Origin of the sequence: Shewanella vesiculosa (assembly GCF_009994065.1) — a bacterium.
Lineage (GTDB): Bacteria > Pseudomonadota > Gammaproteobacteria > Enterobacterales > Shewanellaceae > Shewanella > Shewanella vesiculosa.
The window spans coordinates 57,144-78,541 of the sequence record NZ_JAACSD010000007.1; the positions used below are offsets into that span (position 1 = coordinate 57,144).

A 21,398-nucleotide genomic window follows, 5' to 3' on the forward strand; every position below is an offset into this window, starting at 1 on the left:
CAGTATCTGCGTTCGTAAAGTGAGAGTTTCGCCAGTGTTTATTTATCATTGTTTACCACTAAGTATTTATTTTTTTGCGATTTTTAAGTGAAAATATTGACAACTGTCCAGTAAGGCACAACAGTTACAAAACAGTATCTTGATTCAATTGATTTTATACTATACATATTATTGCTGAGTCTGAGTTAATAATCATTTCAAAACCATTTTAATTATAATGTCATGGTGCCCGTATGAACCCAACAAATATGTTTTTTCGTAAAACCACTATTTCTAACCGTTTACTAGGCATGTTGGCACTAGCCATTATCGCTACTGTGATTGTTTTCTGGTTTTCATTAACGCGAGTTGAAAATGTGTTAATTAATGAAAAAGAAGCCAAGTTAAATGCGTTAGTCGATGTTGCAATCGCAATAACTGATAAATATTATCAAGATGTTCAGTCTGGAAGTATGGCTGAAGATGAGGCTAAAACTTTAGCATTAGCTGCAATAGATAAACTTCGTTATTCAGGTAACGAGTATTATTTCACTATTGATATTCAAGGCACCATGATCCAGCATGCTTTTGCAAAACAGTTAGTTAATACCAAGGTATTAGCAATGCAAGATCCAAATGGGGTAAAACTGTTTCAAAAAATGATCCAAGGTACGGAACAAAAAGATGTTGCTCGGGTTGATTACATGTGGAATAAACCCCAGCAGGAAAACCCAAGTCCGAAAATGTCTGTAGTTAAGCGATTTAACCCCTGGGGCTGGATTATCGGTACAGGTATTTATGTTGATGACATTCAAGCTGATAGAAACCAATTTATAACCCAATACCTATTATTACTGACACTGGTGTGGCTGCCGGTCATCTTATTATTATTTTTTATCATTCGCAGTATTTCAGGACCAATGGTTGAGACCATTGCAGCGTTTAAGAATATTGCTAAGGGTGAGGGGGATCTAACCCTACGGTTGTCCGAAGAGGGTAATGATGAGCTCAAACAAATTGCTCATCATTTCAATACTTTTATTGAAAAAGTCCAAAAAGTGATTATCTCTGTCAGCGACTCAGTCGATGAATCAAGCCGCTTGGCGAAGAATATGTCAACGATTACACAGCAGGCTAATCAAATTTCATCCAACGTACAAGCCGAAACAACTAATGTTGCCACTGCCATTAACCAAATGTCGGTAACGGCATCTGAAGTGGCCTCTAACGCACAGTTGGCAGCAGAAAGTACACATAATGCAGACACTGAAGCAGATAAATCCGCTGCCGTTGTCGATAATGCTATGCAAAAAATATCAGAGTTATCGACAGAATTAGCCGCGACAGAAGAGGTTGCTAAAAGCTTACAAGTGAGTTCGAGTAAAATCGGGCAAATTCTTGATGTTATTGTTGGGATTGCCGATCAAACTAATTTACTTGCATTGAATGCGGCGATTGAAGCTGCCAGAGCCGGTGAGGCTGGCCGTGGCTTTGCCGTCGTGGCTGATGAGGTTAGAACGCTGGCGAGTCGTACCCAAGCATCAACAAGTGAGATTAATCTTATTATCGATGCCATTAGAACTGCCATCGATAGCGTTAATTCCTCTGTTGAAAGAGCTAAAACTAAATCATCAGAAACCGTTAATGAAACTCAGCAAGTCGTTGGAGCACTCAATAACATTAAATCGTCCATTGATCAGATTTCGCAAATGAATATTCAAATTGCGGCGGCAACAGAGGAGCAAAGTACCGTTATTACAGAGCTTAATATGAATATTACCCGTATCAATGACATGTCATTAGATAACAGAACTCAAAATGAATTGATCAATAAAGGCAGTATGGATATTGAAAAAGGTGCGATCAAGTTGCATCAGCTTGTGGAGCAATTTAGAGTAAAATAATACATTGTCAATCGGGCTAATGTTTTTTAGTCCGATTGAACGTTTATATTTTACAACCAAAGCGAAAGAGGCAGAGCATCACTATTAACGTTGCAATTGCACCATAATATCGATGACATCTTGATATGAGATATTATATTTTCGAGATAGATTGATGATTTTTGTTTTATAGGTTTGGATATGTTCTTGTTTAAGCAGGTCTAATTTTTTTTGTTCAACAATTGAATTGACCGTGTCTTGCAATATTAATAAACGACGCAAACTAAAATCCAACGAATCAATATACGCTGTCATTTGTTGTTTATTACGTGCATTTTCAAGGTTTGTTGTTGTGCGTTGTTCGAAGTCTAGCTCGTCAAACGCATCCATCATTTTCTGTAAATTTAAATCGTCACTCATAAGTATGATTGTTTACGTTATTTTTCGGAAATTATATGCATTTTTATTGTATAAGTCACTCTTTAACTTGGTTTGTACAGCGCTTGATAGTCTGGACTAGCAGTACTTTTTAAAGTGAATAATATATCGTTAACAAAACTTGTTGAATTGCCTAATAATTAGTAATCTAAGATTCTGATTTTCAAGGAGGACTTATGCTAGATTTATTACCTGATCTATTCGATCATTACCCTGAGCAATTAGTTTTATTGCCTAATCCATGGCAGTCCTTTGGTGCTAAGCCGATATTTTACGGTGAAGTAGTGACGGTAAAATGCTTCGAAGATAATTCCAAAGTTAAATCTGAATTAGCCAAAAATGGTCAAGGAAAAGTATTGGTTGTGGACGGCGGCGGTTCGACTAGACGTGCGCTATTAGGTGACATGATAGCTCTCAATGCATATGACAATGGTTGGGAAGGTATCATTATTAATGGCTGTATTCGTGATGCAGGTACGATTAATACTATGCAGATCGGTGTGCAAGCATTAGGTACAAATCCGATTAAAACGGATAAAAAAGATGTTGGTGATGTCAATGTAGCTATTGAGATTGCGGGTGTCAGCATCTTTCCTGGAATGATGATCTATGCTGATTTAAATGGTGTTGCCGTCAGTAAGCAGGCATTAGATCTTACTATTTTAGCGTAAACAATCAACAGACAAGGAAGCAACAATGAAAGTAGTAAAATGGTTATTAGCAATTGTGCTAACTCTAGTAGTAGGTGTGACCGTCTACTTAACAATGTTTTTCGACCTTAATAACTTTAAACCGCAAATAGTTGATGCCGTTAAAAAACAAACCGGTCGTGATTTACAAATTACCCAAGACTTAAGCTGGAGTGTGTTTCCCTCTTTAGGCATTAAGCTCGGTGGTATAACTCTTACTAATCCAGATGGCTTTACTCCTGCATCCATGCTCAATGTGAATGAGGCTGTTGCGAATGTGGCGTTAATGCCATTATTTAGCCAACAGATTGAAGTAGATTTATTAAAGCTTGATGGTTTAACGCTGAATCTGGTTACGCAAAAAGATGGTACAACCAGTTTTGATGGATTAGTGTCAAAAAGTACGGCGGATAAACCACAAACTGCAGCAACCAATGATGCAAAACCTATGTCATTAGAGACATTGGATATAGGTGGTATTGAACTGACGAATACCAATATTAACCTCATTGATATGGCCAGCAATACGACGCAGACCTTTAATTTAAAAAGCTTCACCTTAGGTCAGTTTAGCCTGGGTCAGTTTGCTGATTTTGCTTATGAGTTTTCTGCGACATTGCCAGATATGCAGCTTGCATCATCTGGACAAGGTAAAGTCAAAATTGATCAAGCATTGAATCATGTCACTATTAATGATTTTGCTATGGTACATAACGCCAAAGGTGACAGCTTGCCGAATAAATCGGTTACCGCTGAGCTCACGACACAAATGACAATGGCACTGGATGCCAAAACTATCGATCTACAGTTGACTAGAATGTCTGCTATGGACTTGGCTGCCACCGGGGACATTAAGGTTAACTATGCTAATAGCGTTCCTAAAATTGCGATGAGTTTAGACGTGGGTGATATTGATCTTGATGCGCTGTTCCCAAAGCAAGAAGGTAATACTAAAGAGTCTGCCACAAAGACCGACACAGTATCGACTCAAGAGCCTGATCTGTCAGCACTTAAATCAGTAGATCTCACCCTAAATTTAACGGCTAAATCAATTAAAGTCAGCAATATGCTCACGCAAAACTGGCAAATGAAAATGGCTATCAATAAAGGTATCTTGAACTTGTCGTCGCTTACCGCTGACTTATACCAAGGCAAGTTAGCACTAAGTGCAAAATTGGATGCTCGCAAGGCAGTGCCAACATATCAATTTGATAAGAAATTGATTGGTGTGCAAATTCGTCCACTTTTAACCGATGCGGCTGAAGTGGATTTAATTTCAGGTACTGCAAGCTTTGAAGTTAAAGGCAGCGGCTCGAGTTTAATTGCTGATAATCTGAAAAAGAACCTTGATGCCGTTGGTAAATTTGAAGTCGCTGATGGTTCGCTTTATGGGGTTAACATTCCACAGATGATCCGTAGTGCTCAGCAAAAATTAAAAGGCGACTTGTCTGAATCCAGTAAAGAAGAGTTAAAAACTGACTTTACCAGCCTGACTGGCAGTTTCACCATGAAAGATGCCGTTGTGACTAATCCTGATTTGACCATGGCTGCCCCCTTAATTCGTTTAGCGGGTAAAGGGACGGCAAACATCGCGTCAGAAGCCTTAGATTATGCATTAACAACGAGTGTCGTTGGGTCGTTGTCAGGACAGGGTGACGCTAATGATGAGTCGCTTAAAGGTGTCGATATTCCTCTAACCATAAAAGGCACATTCCAAGAGCCTAAGTTTGGCATTGATACGAAGGCATTATTGGAAGGCAAGCTTAAAGGTGAAACCGATAAAGCTAAAGAAAAGCTAAAAGAGGGGTTATTTAAGAAGTTAGGGATTTAATTCATTCTCGTTGAGAATAAAGGCTGTCGTCGCTTATTGTGACTACAGCCTTGATTTATAACGTTAGCTACAAGGTACTTAGGTGGTGAAGGTTTGCCTAGAATATCTGTTGCCACACAGATATAAGCGCCTAATAAGTTAGCATGGCTATTAATCTTAAAACATAAAAAAAGGACAAGTGCATACTTGTCCTTTTTTATAATTCAAAATCAGTACTAAGGTGAAAACTGTTATAGGATAATCATCTTAGAAGCAATGTTAGTTAGCTATTGGTCATAATCAATTTTAATATTTGACCAGGTTGAATTAACTTGCTGTTTTGCAAACTATTCCATTCAATTAACTCTGCCACCGTCACTTTATATTTTACTGCTATACGCGCCAATGAATCACCTGATTGAACACGGTAGTTAACCGTTTTTTCATTATTACTGGTGCTTGCTGTCATTTCATTTGGATAAATAACTAAGTTTTTACCTATTGATAACGTTGACTGTTTTGTCAGGTTATTCCACTTCATTAATTGTGCCACAGTCACTTGTTGTGACTGAGATATTTTCCATAATGAATCACCAGACTTTACCGTATAGCTTTGCTTGTTCGGGCTAGATTTCACAACCGCTTTACGAGCGAGAACTTGGTCTGCTGTCATAGTCGCTAAATCTGGGTCTTTCGCAGCAACTGGAATAATTAAAAATCGTCCAGCAATAATGTTATTGCCTTTAATACCGTTACTGCTTCTAATTAAAGATGCCGTTGTTTCAAATTGGTCAGCAATTCGACTGATGCTGTCACCAAACTTAATTTTATAGCGAACCCAGTTAATACGAGAGTCAGGTTCTATAGTAGCTAATGCAAGTTTAAAGTTTGTTGCTTTATCACTGGGCAATATTAATTGATGTGGTCCTTGTGGTGCCGTTGCCCAACGCTTTAAACCCGGATTGAGCGCCTTTAAGTCAACTATATCAATTTGAGCTAAATCGGCTGCTAGGTTGATATCAAGTTGGCTCTCAATAGGAACAACTTCTATTTGCGGCACATTGTCGATAGGCGTTAACGTTATGCCATATTTATCGGCATGCTTAATGACATCAGCCAATGCTAATAATTGTGGGACGTAATGTGCCGTTTCTTTGGGTAACGATAACGACCAAAAATCTGTTGATTTGCCGCGAGCTTGGTTGTGCTTAATCGCATTTAAAATTCGACCTTCACCTGAATTGTATGCGCCAAGTGTATAAAGCCAATTTTGATCCATTTTAGGATAAAGGTACTGAATTAAGTCTAATGCACCTTTAGTTGACGAGGCCACATCGCGGCGACCGTCGTACCACCAGTTAGTTTTTACCCCAAAAGACGTGGCAGTTGGTGCGGTTAATTGCCAAAGGCCTGAGGCATGGCCACTGGAATAGGCTAGTGGATCAAAACCACTTTCAACTATCGGTAATAAGGCCAGTTCAATTGGCAAATGACGCTTTTCGAGTTGATCGACAATATAATACAAAAATGGGCTAGCGCGTTGAGTGATAATTTCTAAATGCTTGGGATTATCGATGTACCACTGTCGATAGCGAGCAACTAATTCGTTGTCTGTTATCGGTAGTGTCATTTCATTACCGATCCGCAGCCATAGATTATTGACTTCGGAAACTTGTACTTCTATTTCATCTAGTGTTACTGCCGACGACTTTTTGCTTTTAGCGTTAATGGCGACAGTCTGTTGATCTATATCTGTTTGCGGGCTAGTACTTTGAAGGGTCTGACACCCTGTTATTGCCAGTATGCTACCAGCAATAATAAATAAGTTTGCTTTCATTTGAAGATACACTTCCTCAAGTTCTCAGGGCGTTAAAATAAAGGCTCGAACATACCAAGTGCCTATGAGACTCTGTTGGTCATGCTTTAGTTCAGTTTGGCATTGTAGATTAAATTATTTAGCTTGTCTTATTAAAGTGTTTTCATGTTACTTTAGAATTGGTTTTTCCATTCTCTTATTAAAGTAAATGATTGAATTTCATTAATATTGTCGAGACCGCCCTTAGCGGATATTGCGACTTGGGTCTCATTTAAATGGCAGCGAAGGAACGGGTTTATGGCTTTTTCTGTCGCGATAGAGCTCGGAATGGTCGGTTTGTTTTGTGAGCGTAATTGATCCACTTTATTGGCATAATCAATTAAGTGTAAATTTTTTGGCGTGATATGTAAGGCAAAATCCAGATTGGACCGGGTATATTCATGAGCACAAAAAACCAGAGTTTTATCAGGTAAATTGGCTAACATAGTTAATGAATGCAACATTTGCTCAGGCGTTCCTTCGAATAAACGTCCACACCCGCCACTGAATAGGGTGTCGCCACAAAATAATTTATCGTCAATATAATAAGCAATGTGACCTAAAGTATGCCCTGGAACGGCCATGACTTGAGTTAGTCCTAAATGTGGAATATCGATACTCATCGTTGACTCTAGGGTCAACGGCTGGGTTAATCCATCAATGCGCTCGTTACTGGGTCCATAAACAGTCAGGTTATCATTGAAGTGTTGTTGCAGTTTTTCGATACCGCCAGTGTGATCACCATGATGATGAGTAATCAATATGCCAATGAGGTTTAGATTGGTAGTGGCTAAATAATCGATAACAGTTTGACCACAACCTGGATCAACCACATAAGCATTAAGGCTGTTTGTTTGATGGATTAACCAAATGTAGTTGTCATTAAAAGCTGCAATGGTATGAACGTTAAGCATAATCTGACTCGAGTGATGATTGACTATCTGTTAGGGTAACGGATATCGTTTAATAACTTCAAGTAAAGACAGATCGAAGTTTCAATTATGCTTAGCTGAAAATTAAATACCTTATGGTAGAGTGAATCTAATCAATACAACATTTTTGCACAATAAACCTTGGCGGGCTTCATGTTAAAACCCCTTATTTGGCAAGATTTACCTTTTGGTGAGTTATTGCAAACCGAGATAGAAGCTAAATTGGCTCCTTGGTGGCCCCGTATATTTGGCTATCATTTACTCAAGGTTGGGGCGTTAAGTGGTCAGCTAAATAGTTTATCTTGCAGTATTACTCGGCATTTTTCTGTTTATGACGCCACAAATGCCAGTATTCAGGCTGACCCACACCATTTACCTATACAGCAAAGTGCTATTGACACAGTATTAAGTTGTTTTTTACTCGAGTTCGAGTCAGATCCCTATCAAATTTTACGTGAGTTTGACCGGGTTCTCATTAGCAGTGGTTATATATTCATTGTCGGTTTTAACCCTATCAGTCCTGCTTTTATTGGTAAGATTTTACCAAAGTATCAAACTCAATTACCTTGGAGTGGGCAGTTTTTTATGCCATCTAGAGTGAAAGATTGGCTTGGGTTATTGGGCTATCAAGTCTTAGCGGATGAGCGTTTAATGTATCATTCGTTGTTAGGACAAGGTGCGGATAACCGTGGCCATCAAGCTAAAAAAAGCCCGCAAACTCCATTGTGGCAAAAAAGTATTGCTAACTGGTTACCTAGCACGGGCAGTGTCTATTTAATCGTAGCTCGAAAAATGACCACTCCGCTAACACCCATTAAAGATAAATCCAAAATAAAAGCGCCTACCTGGTCTCCGGCGCCAACGGCAGGTCGTTCAGGATTAACAAATACCCAAGGTGTTGAAAAAGCGTTGATAAAGCCCAAAAATTCCTAAGTATATGCAAATAATGAGCTTGACTCTTATTCGGGCTGATATCCAACATCAGTTTGTTGAGGTTTAGCTTCTGCGGCTTTTCGGGCTAATACGTCACAACGTTCATTTTCAATATGGCCCGCATGGCCTTTTACCCAGCGCCAGTCAATTTTGTGTAATTGACTTACTGCGTCTAAACGTTTCCATAAATCTACATTTTTAACTGGTTGCTTAGTTGAAGTCATCCAGCCCTTTTTTTTCCAGCCATGGATCCACGTCATAATACCCTGGCGCATGTACTGACTGTCACTGGTTAAAATGATATTACAGGGCTCATGTAAGGCTTCTAATGCGATAATTGGAGCCAAAAGCTCCATCCGATTATTGGTCGTTAATGAAAATCCGTCAGCCATTTCGTGCTGCTGATGTTTATATTTCATTACCACGCCATAACCACCCGGTCCTGGGTTTCCTAAGCAAGAACCATCAGTAAAGATATACAGCTGTTTGAGTTCGGCCATCAAGTTGTTACCATAGCTAAATATTCGCGCCAGTATACTCAATTTATACAAAGGCGAGGGCTGAATGAGTAAAAAATATGAACATTATTTCTAGTGCAAGTCGTCAAGTTATTCTCGATACCGAAACCACAGGTATGAACCAAGCTGGTGGCCCTATTTATGTGGGACATCGCATTATTGAAATTGGTTGTGTTGAGGTGATTAATCGCCGTTTAACTGGCAGGACTTATCATCAATATATTAATCCTGGTCAAGCCATTGATGAAGAAGCGATTCAAGTGCATGGCATTACCAATGATCGTGTTGCCAATGAGCCACGGTTTCACCAAATCGCCAAAGATTTTATTGATTTTATCGATGGTGCTGAAATTGTCGCTCATAACGCTAACTTCGATGTTAGCTTTATGGATCATGAGTTTTCCAAACTCAATCCAGTTGGTCCCAAAACCAAAGATATTTGCAGTATTTTAGACAGTTTAGCCATTGCCAAAAGGTTACATCCTGGCCAAAAAAATAACCTAGATGCACTGTGTCGACGTTATGGCATCGACAATGGACGTCGCACCTATCATGGGGCGTTACTTGATGCTGAAATTCTCGCTGATGTTTATTTAATCATGACCGGTGGACAAATTAAGTTTAATTTGTCTAATGAAAAAGCGGGTCAAGAGGGCGGCGGGATAAAAAATATCGATCCTGCAGCGTTTAATCTTAAAGTCGTTGGCGCGTCAGCCGATGAATTACTATTACACGAACAACGACTTGATCTCATTGAGAAGTCAGGTAAATGTCTCTGGAGAGGGTAAACCAACTTTTATGAGTGCCATTCGTGCCGGTTATCTAGCGATTTCTTATTTATTTTTGCTAAGTATCATCTTAGTTTGGCAATCTACTGCCCAAGCTTCAGTGGTAGCTGCATCGCAAGCCGCAGAATTAAAAAATCGTTTTCGCATTGATCATATGGTTGATCATCTCACATTAGTGATCCAACGGAGCTATGGTTCAGCCCCCGTTGTGGTGATTTTACCCGATGGCAGTAAATGGTATTCAAATCGTCATCCACAAACCGTCAAGTGGGTCGACGGTATTGCTGCCGACATGATTTATATTGAGAAGCCGATGCCTGGTCCTTGGCAGTTATTAGGCAGTGTGGTGGAAGGATCGACCATTCAAAAAATTTCTGCACTCGATATTGCAGTGGAACCTTTACCTCAGCCTCTTTATCAGGGCGAACGCTTGAAGGTGACGGCAAGGCTGTTAGGTGATGATTTAACCATGAGAATGCCGGGTTTAGACTATATGGTGGAATGGACCGCTCGTTTCACCAGTCAACACCTTGCTACTGACGATAATTTTGCTACTGGTACTGTTATTGTTGGCGAATATAAAGACAATGGTGAATTGTTTGATGAAGTTCCAGACGATGGCATCTTTACTGGCAGCCAAAATTTGCAACAACCCGCGGGTCATTATGTGCTTAATGTCACTGCGCGAAATAATGTGTTTGAGCGCGAATATACAATGCCTTTTGGGCTTTCAGCACAACCAATACAGGTTAAAATGGTGCCTAATAGCGACCCATTAAAAGAGATATGGCAGATCCAATTAGCGGTTGATGAATCCGTGGTGATACTGGCACAAACACATTTTGAATTTGAGTTAGTTGGTCCTGCCGGTTTATCGCTGCCTTTAACCGTTCAAACCGTGACCAGTGCAAATCAAATTCTCTTTTTACCTAAAGTGACCGAATATGGCAGTTATCGTGTTCAAGGGCATGCGTTCTCCACGACTGTCGATGGTCGTGAAATTGTCCTGAATTTGCCTGAAATGTTTTTTAATTTGATTGAGCCTCCAGCTCCGGCTCCATCGGTTGAAGAACTGGCTAAAAAAGCGGCTATTCAAGCTGAATTTGAAGAGCAAGAGGCTAAAGATAATGCAATGTTCTGGATTATTACCATCAACGGAATACTGTTTTTGTTCGGTGTTGTGGGCTTAGTGATATGGCGTAAAAAGCAGACCCTTGCCAAAGCGATGGCTGCAGCAGAAGAAAGGCTAAAGCAAAATCCTGAAAGTAATCAAAATTCCCAAGAGGGTCTGCTTGAAAGTGTTGATTTAGACGATATTGACCTGACTATGCCTGATGATAAAAACTAATATTTTGAGTGTTTTTTAGTCACAAAATGCGCAATTGAGCAAATTTTGACTAATTGAGCTAAAACAATTAAAAAACAGTTGACGATTAATTATCACAACTTTATTATTCATCGCACTTGTGTGGAGCGGTAGTTCAGTTGGTTAGAATACCGGCCTGTCACGCCGGGGGTCGCGGGTTCGAGTCCCGTCCGCTCCGCCATTCAAGTACCTGTTTGCACTTAATAAAATAAACAGCAATTAGTTTAATATTGTTAGTTTTATTAAGTGTATACAAACCGTTTTGGAGCGGTAGTTCAGTTGGTTAGAATACCGGCCTGTCACGCCGGGGGTCGCGGGTTCGAGTCCCGTCCGCTCCGCCAAATAAATAAAAAAGCCTCTACAGCAATGTAGAGGCTTTTTTATTTTAAGACGGAGCTGAATGCTTAAGCCAATCGAGATAACCACAGAGTGATTTCAGCATCAGATTGAGTAAATAGCCATTACGGCGCAAAGCAAAACATTATCCTTAGGGTAGGTGACATCTAAATCCTACCCATCAAGTAAGCCGCTTTATCGAGCTTATTTTGCATACAATTAACCGCAGTATGAATTGTAGGGTCTTGGCTGACGACTTCCTCTAAAAGCTAACTTTTATTTATTTAAACATAATTCATTCGAGGCTATATCGCATCTTGGCTGTTGCCATTATTGATAACTATCACCGCTGTTCAGCAGCACCCACTCAGTTCCGGCCGTAGTGGGTGCTTTTAATACTGAAAATATATAGCTAAGCAGTGTGATCTCGATGGCTTAAGGTAATTGTAATCGATACTTATTTCGCTATTATCTACCCAGCTCTAGAATGCGTAATTAATATTCAATTCAAGCGATCGTCCAGCTCCGGCTATTTGTTCAAAGCCGTTACTGTTGTCTGTTTTGTATTGTGCAATACTGACCCCGCCTAAAGGCAGTTGATAATATTCGTCGAGTAAGTTTTTCACGGCGACAGTCATTGTTGCACCTTGCCATTGGATACTGCTGCTTAAGTTAAGCAGAGAGTAACTGTTGGTTGTATTTTCTAAGCGCTGACTATCAACGCGATCTTTGCTCGCGACCCATTGCCAGCTAAGGCTATTTTTCCAATCACCAAGTTCTTGGTGAAGAGCAAGCTCAGTTTGTAATGGCTTTATTTGATACAGAGGCTCGTCACCGTTATCTCTTTCGCCGTGAGTGGCAGTGGCATTAGCAACCATGAGCCATTTACCACTGCGGTTTTCTGCTAGTTGGTATTCAGCATCAATACGTGCACCAAACAGAGTCGCGTTAACATTGGTAAACTGTAAAATATTGCGGCGAGTATTGGTCATAGGCGTTTTGTTAAAACTACCAACCTCATCGGCATCAATATAATCATTTATTTTGCTGTACCAAGCGGTAGCGCTGAAGGCTAAGTCATCTTGTACCAATTTATAGGCTGTACTTAAGGTATGTGCTGTTTCGGCATTGAGGTTTGGGTTACCTATATAGCCATTTCCATCACCAAACCAACCGATCATGGTTGTTGCCATGGTGCTTTGACCCCAACTGTAACGTTCATATAAATTTGGCGCTCGGCTTTTTCTCGCTAAACCAACCTCTATGACTTCAGTGTCACTCAATTGATATCGAGCCAGAAGAGTAGCGTCGATAATATTGTCATTACGCTTACGATAAAGGCTGTTAAATTCATCTGCGGCTATGGCATTGACATTGGTCATGCCAATCATGGCCATAGTGTTATAGGGTTGTACTTCAGCAGCGTTTGTTGACACGTATTCATATCGGACGCCAGCTGATAACCACCAACGACTATTTAGAGTGTGTTGCCATTCACCATAAAGAGCAGCACGTTGACGCTTGCCGTCATTAATATTGACATAATCATTAGGTCCCATCATAGATGAACCTTCGATAGCGGGCCAAGTATCGTCAAGTTGATAAACATAATATTCTTGTCCAATCAACAAGGTACTGTCTGAACTTATGGGTAATTGCCAATGCAACTGGTAGCTATAATCTTTTCCTTTAGTTTCCATCGGCATCTTGCCGGTTTTTTCGTCAGTAAAGAATCCCATTTCATGTTCGACGCTGTGCCAATTGGCTTGTGCTGTAAACTCGGCATCATTTTCTAGTGAACGCTGATAACGCACTAACGCTCCGTAGCTGTCATTGTTAGTCATATCCATATATTGGTTAGCGAAACCCTGATAAGGAATATGTTGATGAGTAAGCTTAATGGCTATTTGTTGGGTCTCATCTTGCCAAGCTGCCGTTAGCGCATGGTTTTGAGATTGATATAGGGTGTCGAGTACTTTATCGCCATGACCATCGGTATAACTGTTGGCATCTTCAAATGACCCTTGATAGCTAAAACTTAACGTTTTACTGGCAACGGTGGCATTGACGCCAGCAAGAAAAGCATCATCGGTACTGCGATAACCACTAGAAACATTACCACTGTGCCATGTTACAGCGCCGCTATCAGTGAACAGTGGGTTTAAACTGCTGATTTTTATCACTCCAGCAATATTATCACCGCCAGCACTTACCGGAGAGACTCCCGCGACGACTTGCGTTGAACTGATTTGATTTGCAGATACATATGAGAGCGGCGGGTTCATCTGGTTTGCACATGATGAAGTGATGTCACTACCATCGATAAGGATTTTTATCCGATCGCCCATCATGCCGTTTAAGATGGGTAAGGCTGACACACCGCCAGCCTCAGAGAAATCGACGCCTTGCTTTTTTAAGAGGTTTTCAGCCGAACCTAGTAGGTCTTTATGTGTTGTTTGCTGTCCTTGTACTTTGACATGTTCAACACCTTGGTTGTTTTGTATGTCATTCGATTCAGCTCTTACTTGCGGCGTTATGGCCAGTGTTACTGCCAATGCAATTGATGAGTAAGCCCATGGGGCGTTATTCGTTAATTTAATGGTTTGCATTACTTTGTGAGTCAAAGCTATCACCTTTATTGTTTTTTTATAAACCTTTGATGAGTTAATTTCAAAGGAGATTGTTCACCTTAATAAATTATAACCTGCTAATAAATATGAAGAGTGCGACATGATGTCGCACCTTTATAAATATATGCATCAAGTGTTGAGTGAATACGATAGATAAGGGATAAAGCTAAACTAATGCCGGCATGTTAACTCATAGATGTCATAGCAATAGATGATAGTTAGGGCTTGATATTTTGTTTAAAGCTTGCCTATACTGACGCACATCTTGTCGGAGTGCCATTATGGCTGAGACCGTTTATTCGGGATCCGTTGAACCTGATCAGGCTAGAACCTGCGAAGGAAACAAGCGTAATAATCATTATTATTGGGAAGATAATAACGTTTTAACAAGACAGTAAATGGACGTTTACCTCCGAGTTTTTTATCGGTTTATATGTCCAGTTAAGTTATTACTTTAGTATTTTTTATGTGGTTATTGACGTAAGCGATAGTATTTTTATTGTTTACTGCTGCTATCAACACCTCTCCAGACAAGCAACTCTACTCTTAATAATGAGGTTGCTAATGTCAAATCCAAACCGTCGTCAAACTCGAGCTAATGCTCAACAATTTATTGATACCCTTAAACCGTTACAACATCCTAATTCTGAAAAAGTCTATTTAACGGGTAGTCGTGCAGATATCAACGTCGCTATGCGTCAGGTTAATCAAACTGAAACCGTCATTGGCGGCACCGATGCAAAGCCCATTAAACAAGCCAATCCACCTATCATGGTCTACGACTGTGCGGGCGCTTATTCTGATCCCCTTGCCGACATTAATGTGCGTCAAGGTTTAGCTAAAATCCGTCAAGCATGGATTGATGATCGACAAGATACCGAGCAATTAACCGGTGCAAGTTCAGGTTTTACTCAACAGCGACTTGCTGATGATGGCTTAGATCACTTGCGTTTTGATGCCCTAGTTGCGCCGAAGCGAGCCAAGCCGGGCAAATGCGTGACCCAAATGCATTATGCTCGCCAAGGTATTGTTACCCCTGAAATGGAATACATTGCCATTCGTGAAAACATGGCTCGTGCTGAGGTAACTGACACCGTATTGACTCAAAAGGCACCAGGAGAGGCTTTTGGTGCGCATATTGGTCAGCTGATCACTCCTGAGTTTGTCCGCGATGAAGTCGCTCGAGGTCGAGCGATTATCCCACTCAATATTAACCATCCTGAAACCGAACCTATGATTATTGGGCGTAATTTTTTGGTGAAGGTGAATGCCAATATTGGTAATTCGGCGGTGACATCGTCGATTGAAGAAGAAGTGGAAAAACTGGTGTGGTCAACCCGTTGGGGGGCCGATACCGTCATGGACTTGTCGACCGGACGTTATATCCATGAAACCCGTGAGTGGCTTATCCGTAATTCGCCAGTGCCAATTGGTACTGTGCCGATTTATCAAGCATTAGAAAAGGTTAATGGCGTTGCCGAAGATCTCAGTTGGGCGGTATTTAGAGATACGCTAATAGAGCAAGCCGAGCAGGGCGTAGATTATTTTACCATCCATGCTGGGGTATTATTGCGTTATGTACCTATGACCGCCAAACGCCTTACCGGTATTGTGTCGCGTGGCGGTTCAATTATGGCTAAGTGGTGTTTAAGCCACCATCAAGAAAGTTTCTTATATGAGCATTTTCGCGATATTTGCCAGATTTGCGCCCAATACGATGTGTCCTTGTCGTTAGGCGATGGTATGCGCCCCGGTTCAATTGCCGATGCCAATGATGAAGCGCAATTTGCGGAATTAGAAACCTTAGGCGAATTGGTTAAAATTGCATGGGAATATGATGTGCAAACCATCATCGAAGGCCCTGGTCATGTGCCAATGCAGTTGATTAAAGTCAATATGGAAAAGCAATTAGTTCTTTGTGATGAAGCGCCTTTTTACACCTTAGGCCCACAAACTACCGATATCGCGCCGGGTTATGATCACTTCACCTCAGGGATTGGCGCTGCCATGATGGCTTGGTATGGCGTGGCGATGTTGTGTTACGTCACTCCCAAAGAACACTTAGGCTTACCTAACAAAGAAGATGTAAAACAAGGCTTAATTGCCTACAAGATTGCAGCTCATGCTGCTGATGTCGCTAAAGGTCATCCAGGTGCACAAGTGCGTGATAATGCGTTATCCAAAGCCCGCTTTGAATTCCGTTGGGAAGATCAATACAACCTAGGCCTTGATCCTGATACCGCTCGTGCTTACCACGACGAATCGTTACCACAAGAATCAGCAAAAGTGGCTCATTTTTGTTCAATGTGTGGGCCTAAATTTTGCTCGATGAAAATAACCCACGAAGTGCGTGAATATGCCGCGAATCTTCAACAAGCAGAAGCACTTAAGATTGAGGTCTCTGCCGCCAGTGCTTATCAAACTCAACCTATGGCTCAAGCCATAAATCCGTCCGAGGCTATGGTGCAAAAGTCGGCTGAGTTCAAAGCGTCGGGATCGGCACTGTATCACGCCGTCAAACCAGCAGCACAAGTTGATACCGACTTAGCGGTAGAGGTTGAATAACTATCATGAATTCATCGACATTTGTCAGTGAATCCATAATGCAAACCCCACCGATTGTCTGGACCATAGCCGGTTCAGACAGTGGTGGTGGTGCGGGGATTCAAGCTGATTTACTCACCATGCAAGACTTGTCATGTCACGGGTGTAGCGTAATAACCACATTAACTGCGCAAAACTCAGTCAGTGTCAGTCTTGTTGAAACTGTTTCTGAATCCATGTTACTGGCTCAGTTGACCAGCTTATGTGCAGATCTGCCGCCGGTAGCGATTAAAATTGGCCTGTTGGCATCCCAAGCACAGGTATACATACTGGCTGATTGGTTAACCCAGATACGATCTAGACTAATTATGGCTCCTTTTGTGGTGCTTGATCCTGTGATGGTCGCCAGCAGTGGTGCCAGCTTTAATCCTATGGATCTCGATTTTAGTCCTCTGATTGGCTTAATTGACTTATTAACCCCTAATCAACATGAGTTAGGGCGTTTATGTCATCATTGCGTTTTAGCGCAACATCGAAATGATAACCTTAATCTTGAATCATCGCTTGAGAACGATCCCATCAGTACTCTGCAACTGCAGATGATTAACGACGCTAAGTGGTTATCAAATATATTTAAATGCCATGTACTTGCCAAAGGTGGTGATGCTCATTGGCAGCACGATGCGACAGATATTTATGTCAGTACAAGCGTACCAGGTGCCAGTGTTGCACACAGTAATGCCGTGTTTATGTTAAGCAGTCAGCGGATAGTCACTAATAACAATCATGGCAGTGGTTGCACTTTATCATCTGCAATAGCATGTTTTATTGCCCATGACTTAGTGATCCATGATGCTATTGTGTTGGCAAAAGCTTATGTCAATAAGGGCTTAGCATTAGGTTTCAGTCTAGGGCAAGGTCCTGGGGTTTTAGCCCGTACCGGTTGGCCCGATGATTTACAGGCTATGCCGTTAATCAAGTTGATTACATCAGACAATCTCGCTCAAGCTTCGTTTAAACACACAGCCCATAATGACTTTAAATCGCGGCTAAAACCACTCGGTATTTATCCTGTTGTTGATGATCTAAATATACTCAAACAGCTGCTATCAGCTGGCTGCAAAACCATTCAATATCGCACTAAACTCGATAGCGACACTTGTTCGGATAGTCTGCAGCGATTAACACTCGAAACTAATATTATTGAGGTGATTAAACTGGGCCGAGAGTTTCATGCTCAGTTATTTATCAATGATCATTGGCAACTGGCGCTTAAACACGGTGCGTTTGGGGTTCACTTAGGCCAAGAAGATTTGGCGACTGCAGATTTAGCCGCGATAGCTGCAGCTGGAATGGCATTAGGATTATCGAGCCACAGTTATTTTGAAGCCTTATTAGCTCACCAACACTCACCTTCCTATATTGCACTAGGGCATATTTTTGCTACCACCACGAAACAAATGCCATCAGCCCCCCAAGGGATCACTAAGCTTACACGTTATGTCAGCTTATTTTCGCGTCATTATCCAACGGTAGCGATTGGCGGAATCAATCTCAGTAATCTTGAGGTCATTGCCATGACTGGGGTGGGTGATGTTGCGGTTGTCAGAGCCGTGAGCGCTGCTGCAGATCCCGCTAAAGCTTATCAAGCGTTAAATCATAAGTGGTTACAGTTGACGCGATCATTATCGAAACCGAGTGTCTCTGCGGAGGTGAGATGAATATACTATCGGATCAGCAGTATATCCAGTACTCACGCACCATGTTACTCAGTGATATTGGCGAGACTGGCCAACTCGCCATTATGAATAGTTCGGTCGTCATTATTGGCATGGGCGGATTAGGGCATCTAGTCGCTCATTACCTCGCGGCGGCAGGTGTTCAGCATATGTTGTTGATTGACCATGATGTTATTGAACTATCAAACTTGCCACGGCAGCTATTATTCACTGCCGCAGATATTGGCCAAACCAAAGTTGCTGTTACTAAAAGAGTGCTTAATCGTGCTTACCCTGAAATCAACATCGATACTATCGCGGAAAAAGTTACTGCCCAGCATTTTTATCAGCTTATCAAGCGAAAAGTAACCAAGCCTCTGGTATTTGACTGCACTGATAATTTCAAGACACGGCAGCTTATTAATCAACTCTGCGTTGAACAGAAATTGACGTTGGTTAGTGGCGCAATCAGTGGCTATCAAGGACAACTATTTTGTATTGATTTTTCAGACTCAGGCTCTAATTCACACCCAAATAGCGGCTGTTATCGTTGTTTATATCCACTTGATATGACGATTACGCAAAATTGTACTCGAGCAGGAGTGCTAGGGCCTGCTGTGGGTATTATCGCCAGTATGCAAGCGCTGGTGGGCCTTCAGCACATCTGCAATACCTTTACCCAATACGGTGTTCTACATTGCTTTAATGCTAAAAACTTACATTGGCAGCATGCCCACATGAGCCAAGATCCAGAGTGTGCAGTATGTCATCAACAGTCAGTCACTCAGCTTTCGGAGCAGCCCAATGACGCATATTAATTGCCACTCTCAGATTGCCTTGCAACTCAATGGGGTCGAACAAATCGTTCGGGCTAATTTGAATTTGGCCGAATTACTGATTTTAAGTGATCTACCAACTCAAGCGGTCGCCATAGTCGTCAACGATAGTGTTGTACCACGAAGCCGATGGGTGCACGTATTGTGTCAAGCGAACGATAATATTACGGTTTTTTCTGCCGTTGCTGGAGGTTAATAATGTTAACGATAGCCGATCATCAATTTTCGTCTCGATTATTCACCGGGACGGGAAAGTTTTCAGATCACAACACTATGTTACAAGCTATAAACAGTTCGGGATCGCAGTTAGTTACCTTGGCGATGAAGCGGATTGATTTAACCCGCGGCCATGACAATTTACTCGGGCCGCTGCAAAGTATGGGGGTAAAGTTATTACCTAATACCGCGGGTGCGCGCAATGCCAAAGAAGCTATTTTTGCTGCCGAACTGGCTTATGAAATGCTTGGCACTAAATGGATTAAACTTGAAATTCATCCAGATCCTAAATATCTCATGCCAGATCCTATTGAAACATTGATCGCGGCTCAACAATTATGCGAGCAAGGCTATATTGTCATGCCTTATGTGCATGCCGATCCTGTGTTATGTCGCCGATTAGAAGAAGTCGGCTGCGCCGCAGTGATGCCTCTTGGTAGCCCCATTGGCAGTAACCAAGGCCTAGCCACGGAAACCTTTTTACGCATTATCATCGAACAAGCCAGCATACCTGTGATCATTGATGCTGGAATTGGTGCCCCCTCGCAAGCCTGCAGAGCAATGGAAATGGGGGCAGCAGCCGTATTGGTTAATACCGCGATTGCAAGTAGTGCTTATCCTCAGCAAATGGCGAAATGCTTTGCTGATGCGGTCGCGACAGGAAGACAAGCCTTTCTTGCAGGTTTAGGGGCTGTGAACCATCACGCCGATGCAACCAGTCCATTAACCGGATTTCTGACAGAAGCATCAATCAATTCACTGACGCAGTCAGTGAACATCAAGGAGGGTTAGCATGTCATATTCAAGCGTATTTACGCAATTAGCCCCCGATGCATTATCGATGAAATTGTATTCGACTACCGCCAAAGACGTTGAATTGGCTTTGCAAAATCCAAACGGCAATCTTGATAGCTTGTTGGCACTATTATCTCCTGCCGCAATGCCATATATTGAACCGATGGCGCAGCAAGCAGTTCAGCTGACTCGAAAGCGATTCGGTGCCAATATCGGTCTTTTCTTACCCTTGTATTTATCAAATCTGTGCGCCAATGAATGTGATTATTGTGGCTTTAGCATGAGCAATAAGGTTAAGCGTAAAACCCTTAACAGTGATGAACTCACAGCAGAAATGGCTATTATCAAACAACGTGGCTTCGATTCGATATTGCTGGTGTCTGGTGAACACGAAACTAAAGTTGGAATGGGGTATTTTGAGTCGGTGTTACCGTTAGTTAGTAAGGCTTTTAATTACGTGGCAATGGAAGTTCAACCATTGGAAACAGAACAATATCAGCGTCTTGGTAAGTTAGGTGTTGATGCCGTTATGGTATACCAAGAAACTTACCGGCCTCAAACTTATGCAAAACATCATACTCGCGGTAAAAAACAAGATTTCGTTTATCGCTTAGATACCCCAGATCGAGTCGCAAAAGCAGGGATCGATAAAATAGGTTTAGGGGTATTACTTGGGTTAGATGATTGGCGACTCGATGCATTATTAATGGGGTATCATCTTGATTATCTAGAAAAAACCTACTGGCGTAATCGTTACAGTATTTCATTACCTCGCTTACGTCCATGTACTGGTGGTATTTCACCTAAGGTTGAATTAACCGATGCCGGATTAGTGCAATTGATCTGTGCATTTAGGTTGTTTAATCCGCAACTTGAAATCAGTTTATCAACACGTGAACTGCCGTCGTTAAGAGATAATTTACTGCCACTTGGAATTACTCACATGAGTGCCGGAAGTTCAACCCAACCAGGAGGCTACATGACACCTGACAGCCAACTTGATCAATTTGAGATCAGTGATAATCGCTCTGCAGAGCAAGTGATAATCCAAATGAGGCGACGAGGATTGAATCCCGTATGGAAAGATTGGGAGATGGGCTGGAATAATGATTAAAGTTTAAGATTGGTTTGC

Annotated in this window: 17 protein-coding genes, 2 tRNA genes and 1 riboswitch; of the genes, 14 read left to right on the forward strand and 5 right to left on the reverse strand. The window is 41.6% G+C overall.

Annotation, left to right across the window (positions count from 1 at the left end; all coding sequences use genetic code 11):
• Positions 1 to 233: 233 nt before the first annotated feature.
• Positions 234 to 1,883: a methyl-accepting chemotaxis protein gene (locus GW828_RS08425; protein WP_273059219.1), complete on the forward strand. Its 1,650-nt coding sequence runs from the start codon at positions 234 to 236 to the stop codon at positions 1,881 to 1,883.
• An 84-nt stretch (positions 1,884 to 1,967) separates the two neighbouring features.
• On the opposite strand, the gene GW828_RS08430 is transcribed toward GW828_RS08425, so the two are convergent.
• Positions 1,968 to 2,282 carry a hypothetical protein gene (locus tag GW828_RS08430; RefSeq protein ID WP_182698547.1) on the reverse strand — a complete coding sequence of 105 codons (315 nt, stop codon included), beginning with the start codon at positions 2,280 to 2,282 and terminating at the stop codon, positions 1,968 to 1,970.
• A gap of 194 nt (positions 2,283 to 2,476) precedes the next feature.
• Between GW828_RS08430 and GW828_RS08435 the strand changes: the two genes are divergently transcribed.
• Both GW828_RS08435 and GW828_RS08440 read left to right on the forward strand, forming a co-directional pair.
• Positions 2,477 to 2,971, forward strand: coding sequence for a putative 4-hydroxy-4-methyl-2-oxoglutarate aldolase (locus tag GW828_RS08435; RefSeq protein WP_124018159.1), 495 nt, complete (start codon positions 2,477 to 2,479; stop codon positions 2,969 to 2,971).
• 25 nt (positions 2,972 to 2,996) lie between these two features.
• Entirely contained in the window at positions 2,997 to 4,820 is a 1,824-nt protein-coding gene (locus tag GW828_RS08440; protein ID WP_273059222.1) for an AsmA family protein, read from the forward strand.
• A gap of 262 nt (positions 4,821 to 5,082) precedes the next feature.
• Here the strand turns inward: GW828_RS08440 and GW828_RS08445 are convergent, their stop codons facing one another.
• Complete coding sequence (locus GW828_RS08445) at positions 5,083 to 6,636, reverse strand: lytic transglycosylase (RefSeq protein ID WP_124018161.1); 1,554 nt, start codon at positions 6,634 to 6,636, stop codon at positions 5,083 to 5,085.
• A gap of 152 nt (positions 6,637 to 6,788) precedes the next feature.
• Complete coding sequence (gene gloB, locus GW828_RS08450) at positions 6,789 to 7,568, reverse strand: hydroxyacylglutathione hydrolase (RefSeq protein ID WP_273059224.1); 780 nt, start codon at positions 7,566 to 7,568, stop codon at positions 6,789 to 6,791.
• Between the two features lie 171 nt (positions 7,569 to 7,739).
• On the opposite strand from gloB, the gene GW828_RS08455 reads away from it, so the two are divergent.
• A complete protein-coding gene (locus tag GW828_RS08455) occupies positions 7,740 to 8,519 on the forward strand; it encodes a methyltransferase domain-containing protein (RefSeq protein ID WP_182756150.1) in 780 nt (259 codons plus the stop codon).
• A gap of 26 nt (positions 8,520 to 8,545) precedes the next feature.
• Here the strand turns inward: GW828_RS08455 and rnhA are convergent, their stop codons facing one another.
• Positions 8,546 to 9,019: a ribonuclease HI gene (gene rnhA, locus GW828_RS08460; RefSeq protein ID WP_182756152.1), complete on the reverse strand. Its 474-nt coding sequence runs from the start codon at positions 9,017 to 9,019 to the stop codon at positions 8,546 to 8,548.
• A 77-nt stretch (positions 9,020 to 9,096) separates the two neighbouring features.
• On the opposite strand from rnhA, the gene dnaQ reads away from it, so the two are divergent.
• The 4 genes from dnaQ (at position 9,097) to GW828_RS08480 (ending at position 11,532) form a co-directional block, all read left to right on the forward strand.
• Positions 9,097 to 9,825 (forward strand): DNA polymerase III subunit epsilon, encoded by a 729-nt coding sequence (gene dnaQ, locus GW828_RS08465; protein WP_124018165.1) that lies wholly within the window; start codon positions 9,097 to 9,099, stop codon positions 9,823 to 9,825.
• A 10-nt stretch (positions 9,826 to 9,835) separates the two neighbouring features.
• A complete protein-coding gene (locus tag GW828_RS08470) occupies positions 9,836 to 11,173 on the forward strand; it encodes a TIGR03503 family protein (RefSeq protein WP_273059226.1) in 1,338 nt (445 codons plus the stop codon).
• Between the two features lie 122 nt (positions 11,174 to 11,295).
• Positions 11,296 to 11,372, forward strand: a tRNA-Asp gene (locus GW828_RS08475).
• An 83-nt stretch (positions 11,373 to 11,455) separates the two neighbouring features.
• Positions 11,456 to 11,532, forward strand: a tRNA-Asp gene (locus GW828_RS08480).
• A gap of 477 nt (positions 11,533 to 12,009) precedes the next feature.
• Here GW828_RS08480 and GW828_RS08485 read toward each other — a convergent pair.
• Positions 12,010 to 14,136 (reverse strand): TonB-dependent receptor plug domain-containing protein, encoded by a 2,127-nt coding sequence (locus tag GW828_RS08485; RefSeq protein WP_273059234.1) that lies wholly within the window; start codon positions 14,134 to 14,136, stop codon positions 12,010 to 12,012.
• A gap of 280 nt (positions 14,137 to 14,416) precedes the next feature.
• A riboswitch (TPP riboswitch) is annotated at positions 14,417 to 14,516 on the forward strand.
• Between the two features lie 205 nt (positions 14,517 to 14,721).
• Here GW828_RS08485 and thiC point away from each other — a divergent pair.
• From thiC to thiH, 6 genes are read left to right on the forward strand one after another with little or no spacing between them, the layout of a single operon-like run.
• Complete coding sequence (gene thiC / locus GW828_RS08490; protein ID WP_273059228.1) at positions 14,722 to 16,722, forward strand: phosphomethylpyrimidine synthase ThiC; 2,001 nt, start codon at positions 14,722 to 14,724, stop codon at positions 16,720 to 16,722.
• Positions 16,723 to 16,727: 5 nt separating this feature from the next.
• A complete protein-coding gene (gene thiE / locus GW828_RS08495; RefSeq protein WP_273059230.1) occupies positions 16,728 to 18,422 on the forward strand; it encodes a thiamine phosphate synthase in 1,695 nt (564 codons plus the stop codon).
• The gene (locus tag GW828_RS08500) at positions 18,419 to 19,237 is read left to right on the forward strand and encodes a HesA/MoeB/ThiF family protein (protein ID WP_273060396.1); all 819 of its coding nucleotides are present in this window, start codon (positions 18,419 to 18,421) and stop codon (positions 19,235 to 19,237) included. Before thiE ends, GW828_RS08500 begins: the two co-directional genes overlap by 4 nt.
• A complete protein-coding gene (thiS, locus tag GW828_RS08505) occupies positions 19,224 to 19,451 on the forward strand; it encodes a sulfur carrier protein ThiS (protein ID WP_182698557.1) in 228 nt (75 codons plus the stop codon). The genes GW828_RS08500 and thiS overlap by 14 nt, the downstream gene beginning before the upstream one ends.
• Before the next feature lie 2 nt (positions 19,452 to 19,453).
• Positions 19,454 to 20,263: a thiazole synthase gene (locus tag GW828_RS08510; RefSeq protein ID WP_273058174.1), complete on the forward strand. Its 810-nt coding sequence runs from the start codon at positions 19,454 to 19,456 to the stop codon at positions 20,261 to 20,263.
• 1 nt (position 20,264) lies between these two features.
• Positions 20,265 to 21,380 carry a 2-iminoacetate synthase ThiH gene (gene thiH, locus GW828_RS08515; RefSeq protein ID WP_273058173.1) on the forward strand — a complete coding sequence of 372 codons (1,116 nt, stop codon included), beginning with the start codon at positions 20,265 to 20,267 and terminating at the stop codon, positions 21,378 to 21,380.
• Positions 21,381 to 21,398 lie beyond the last annotated feature (18 nt).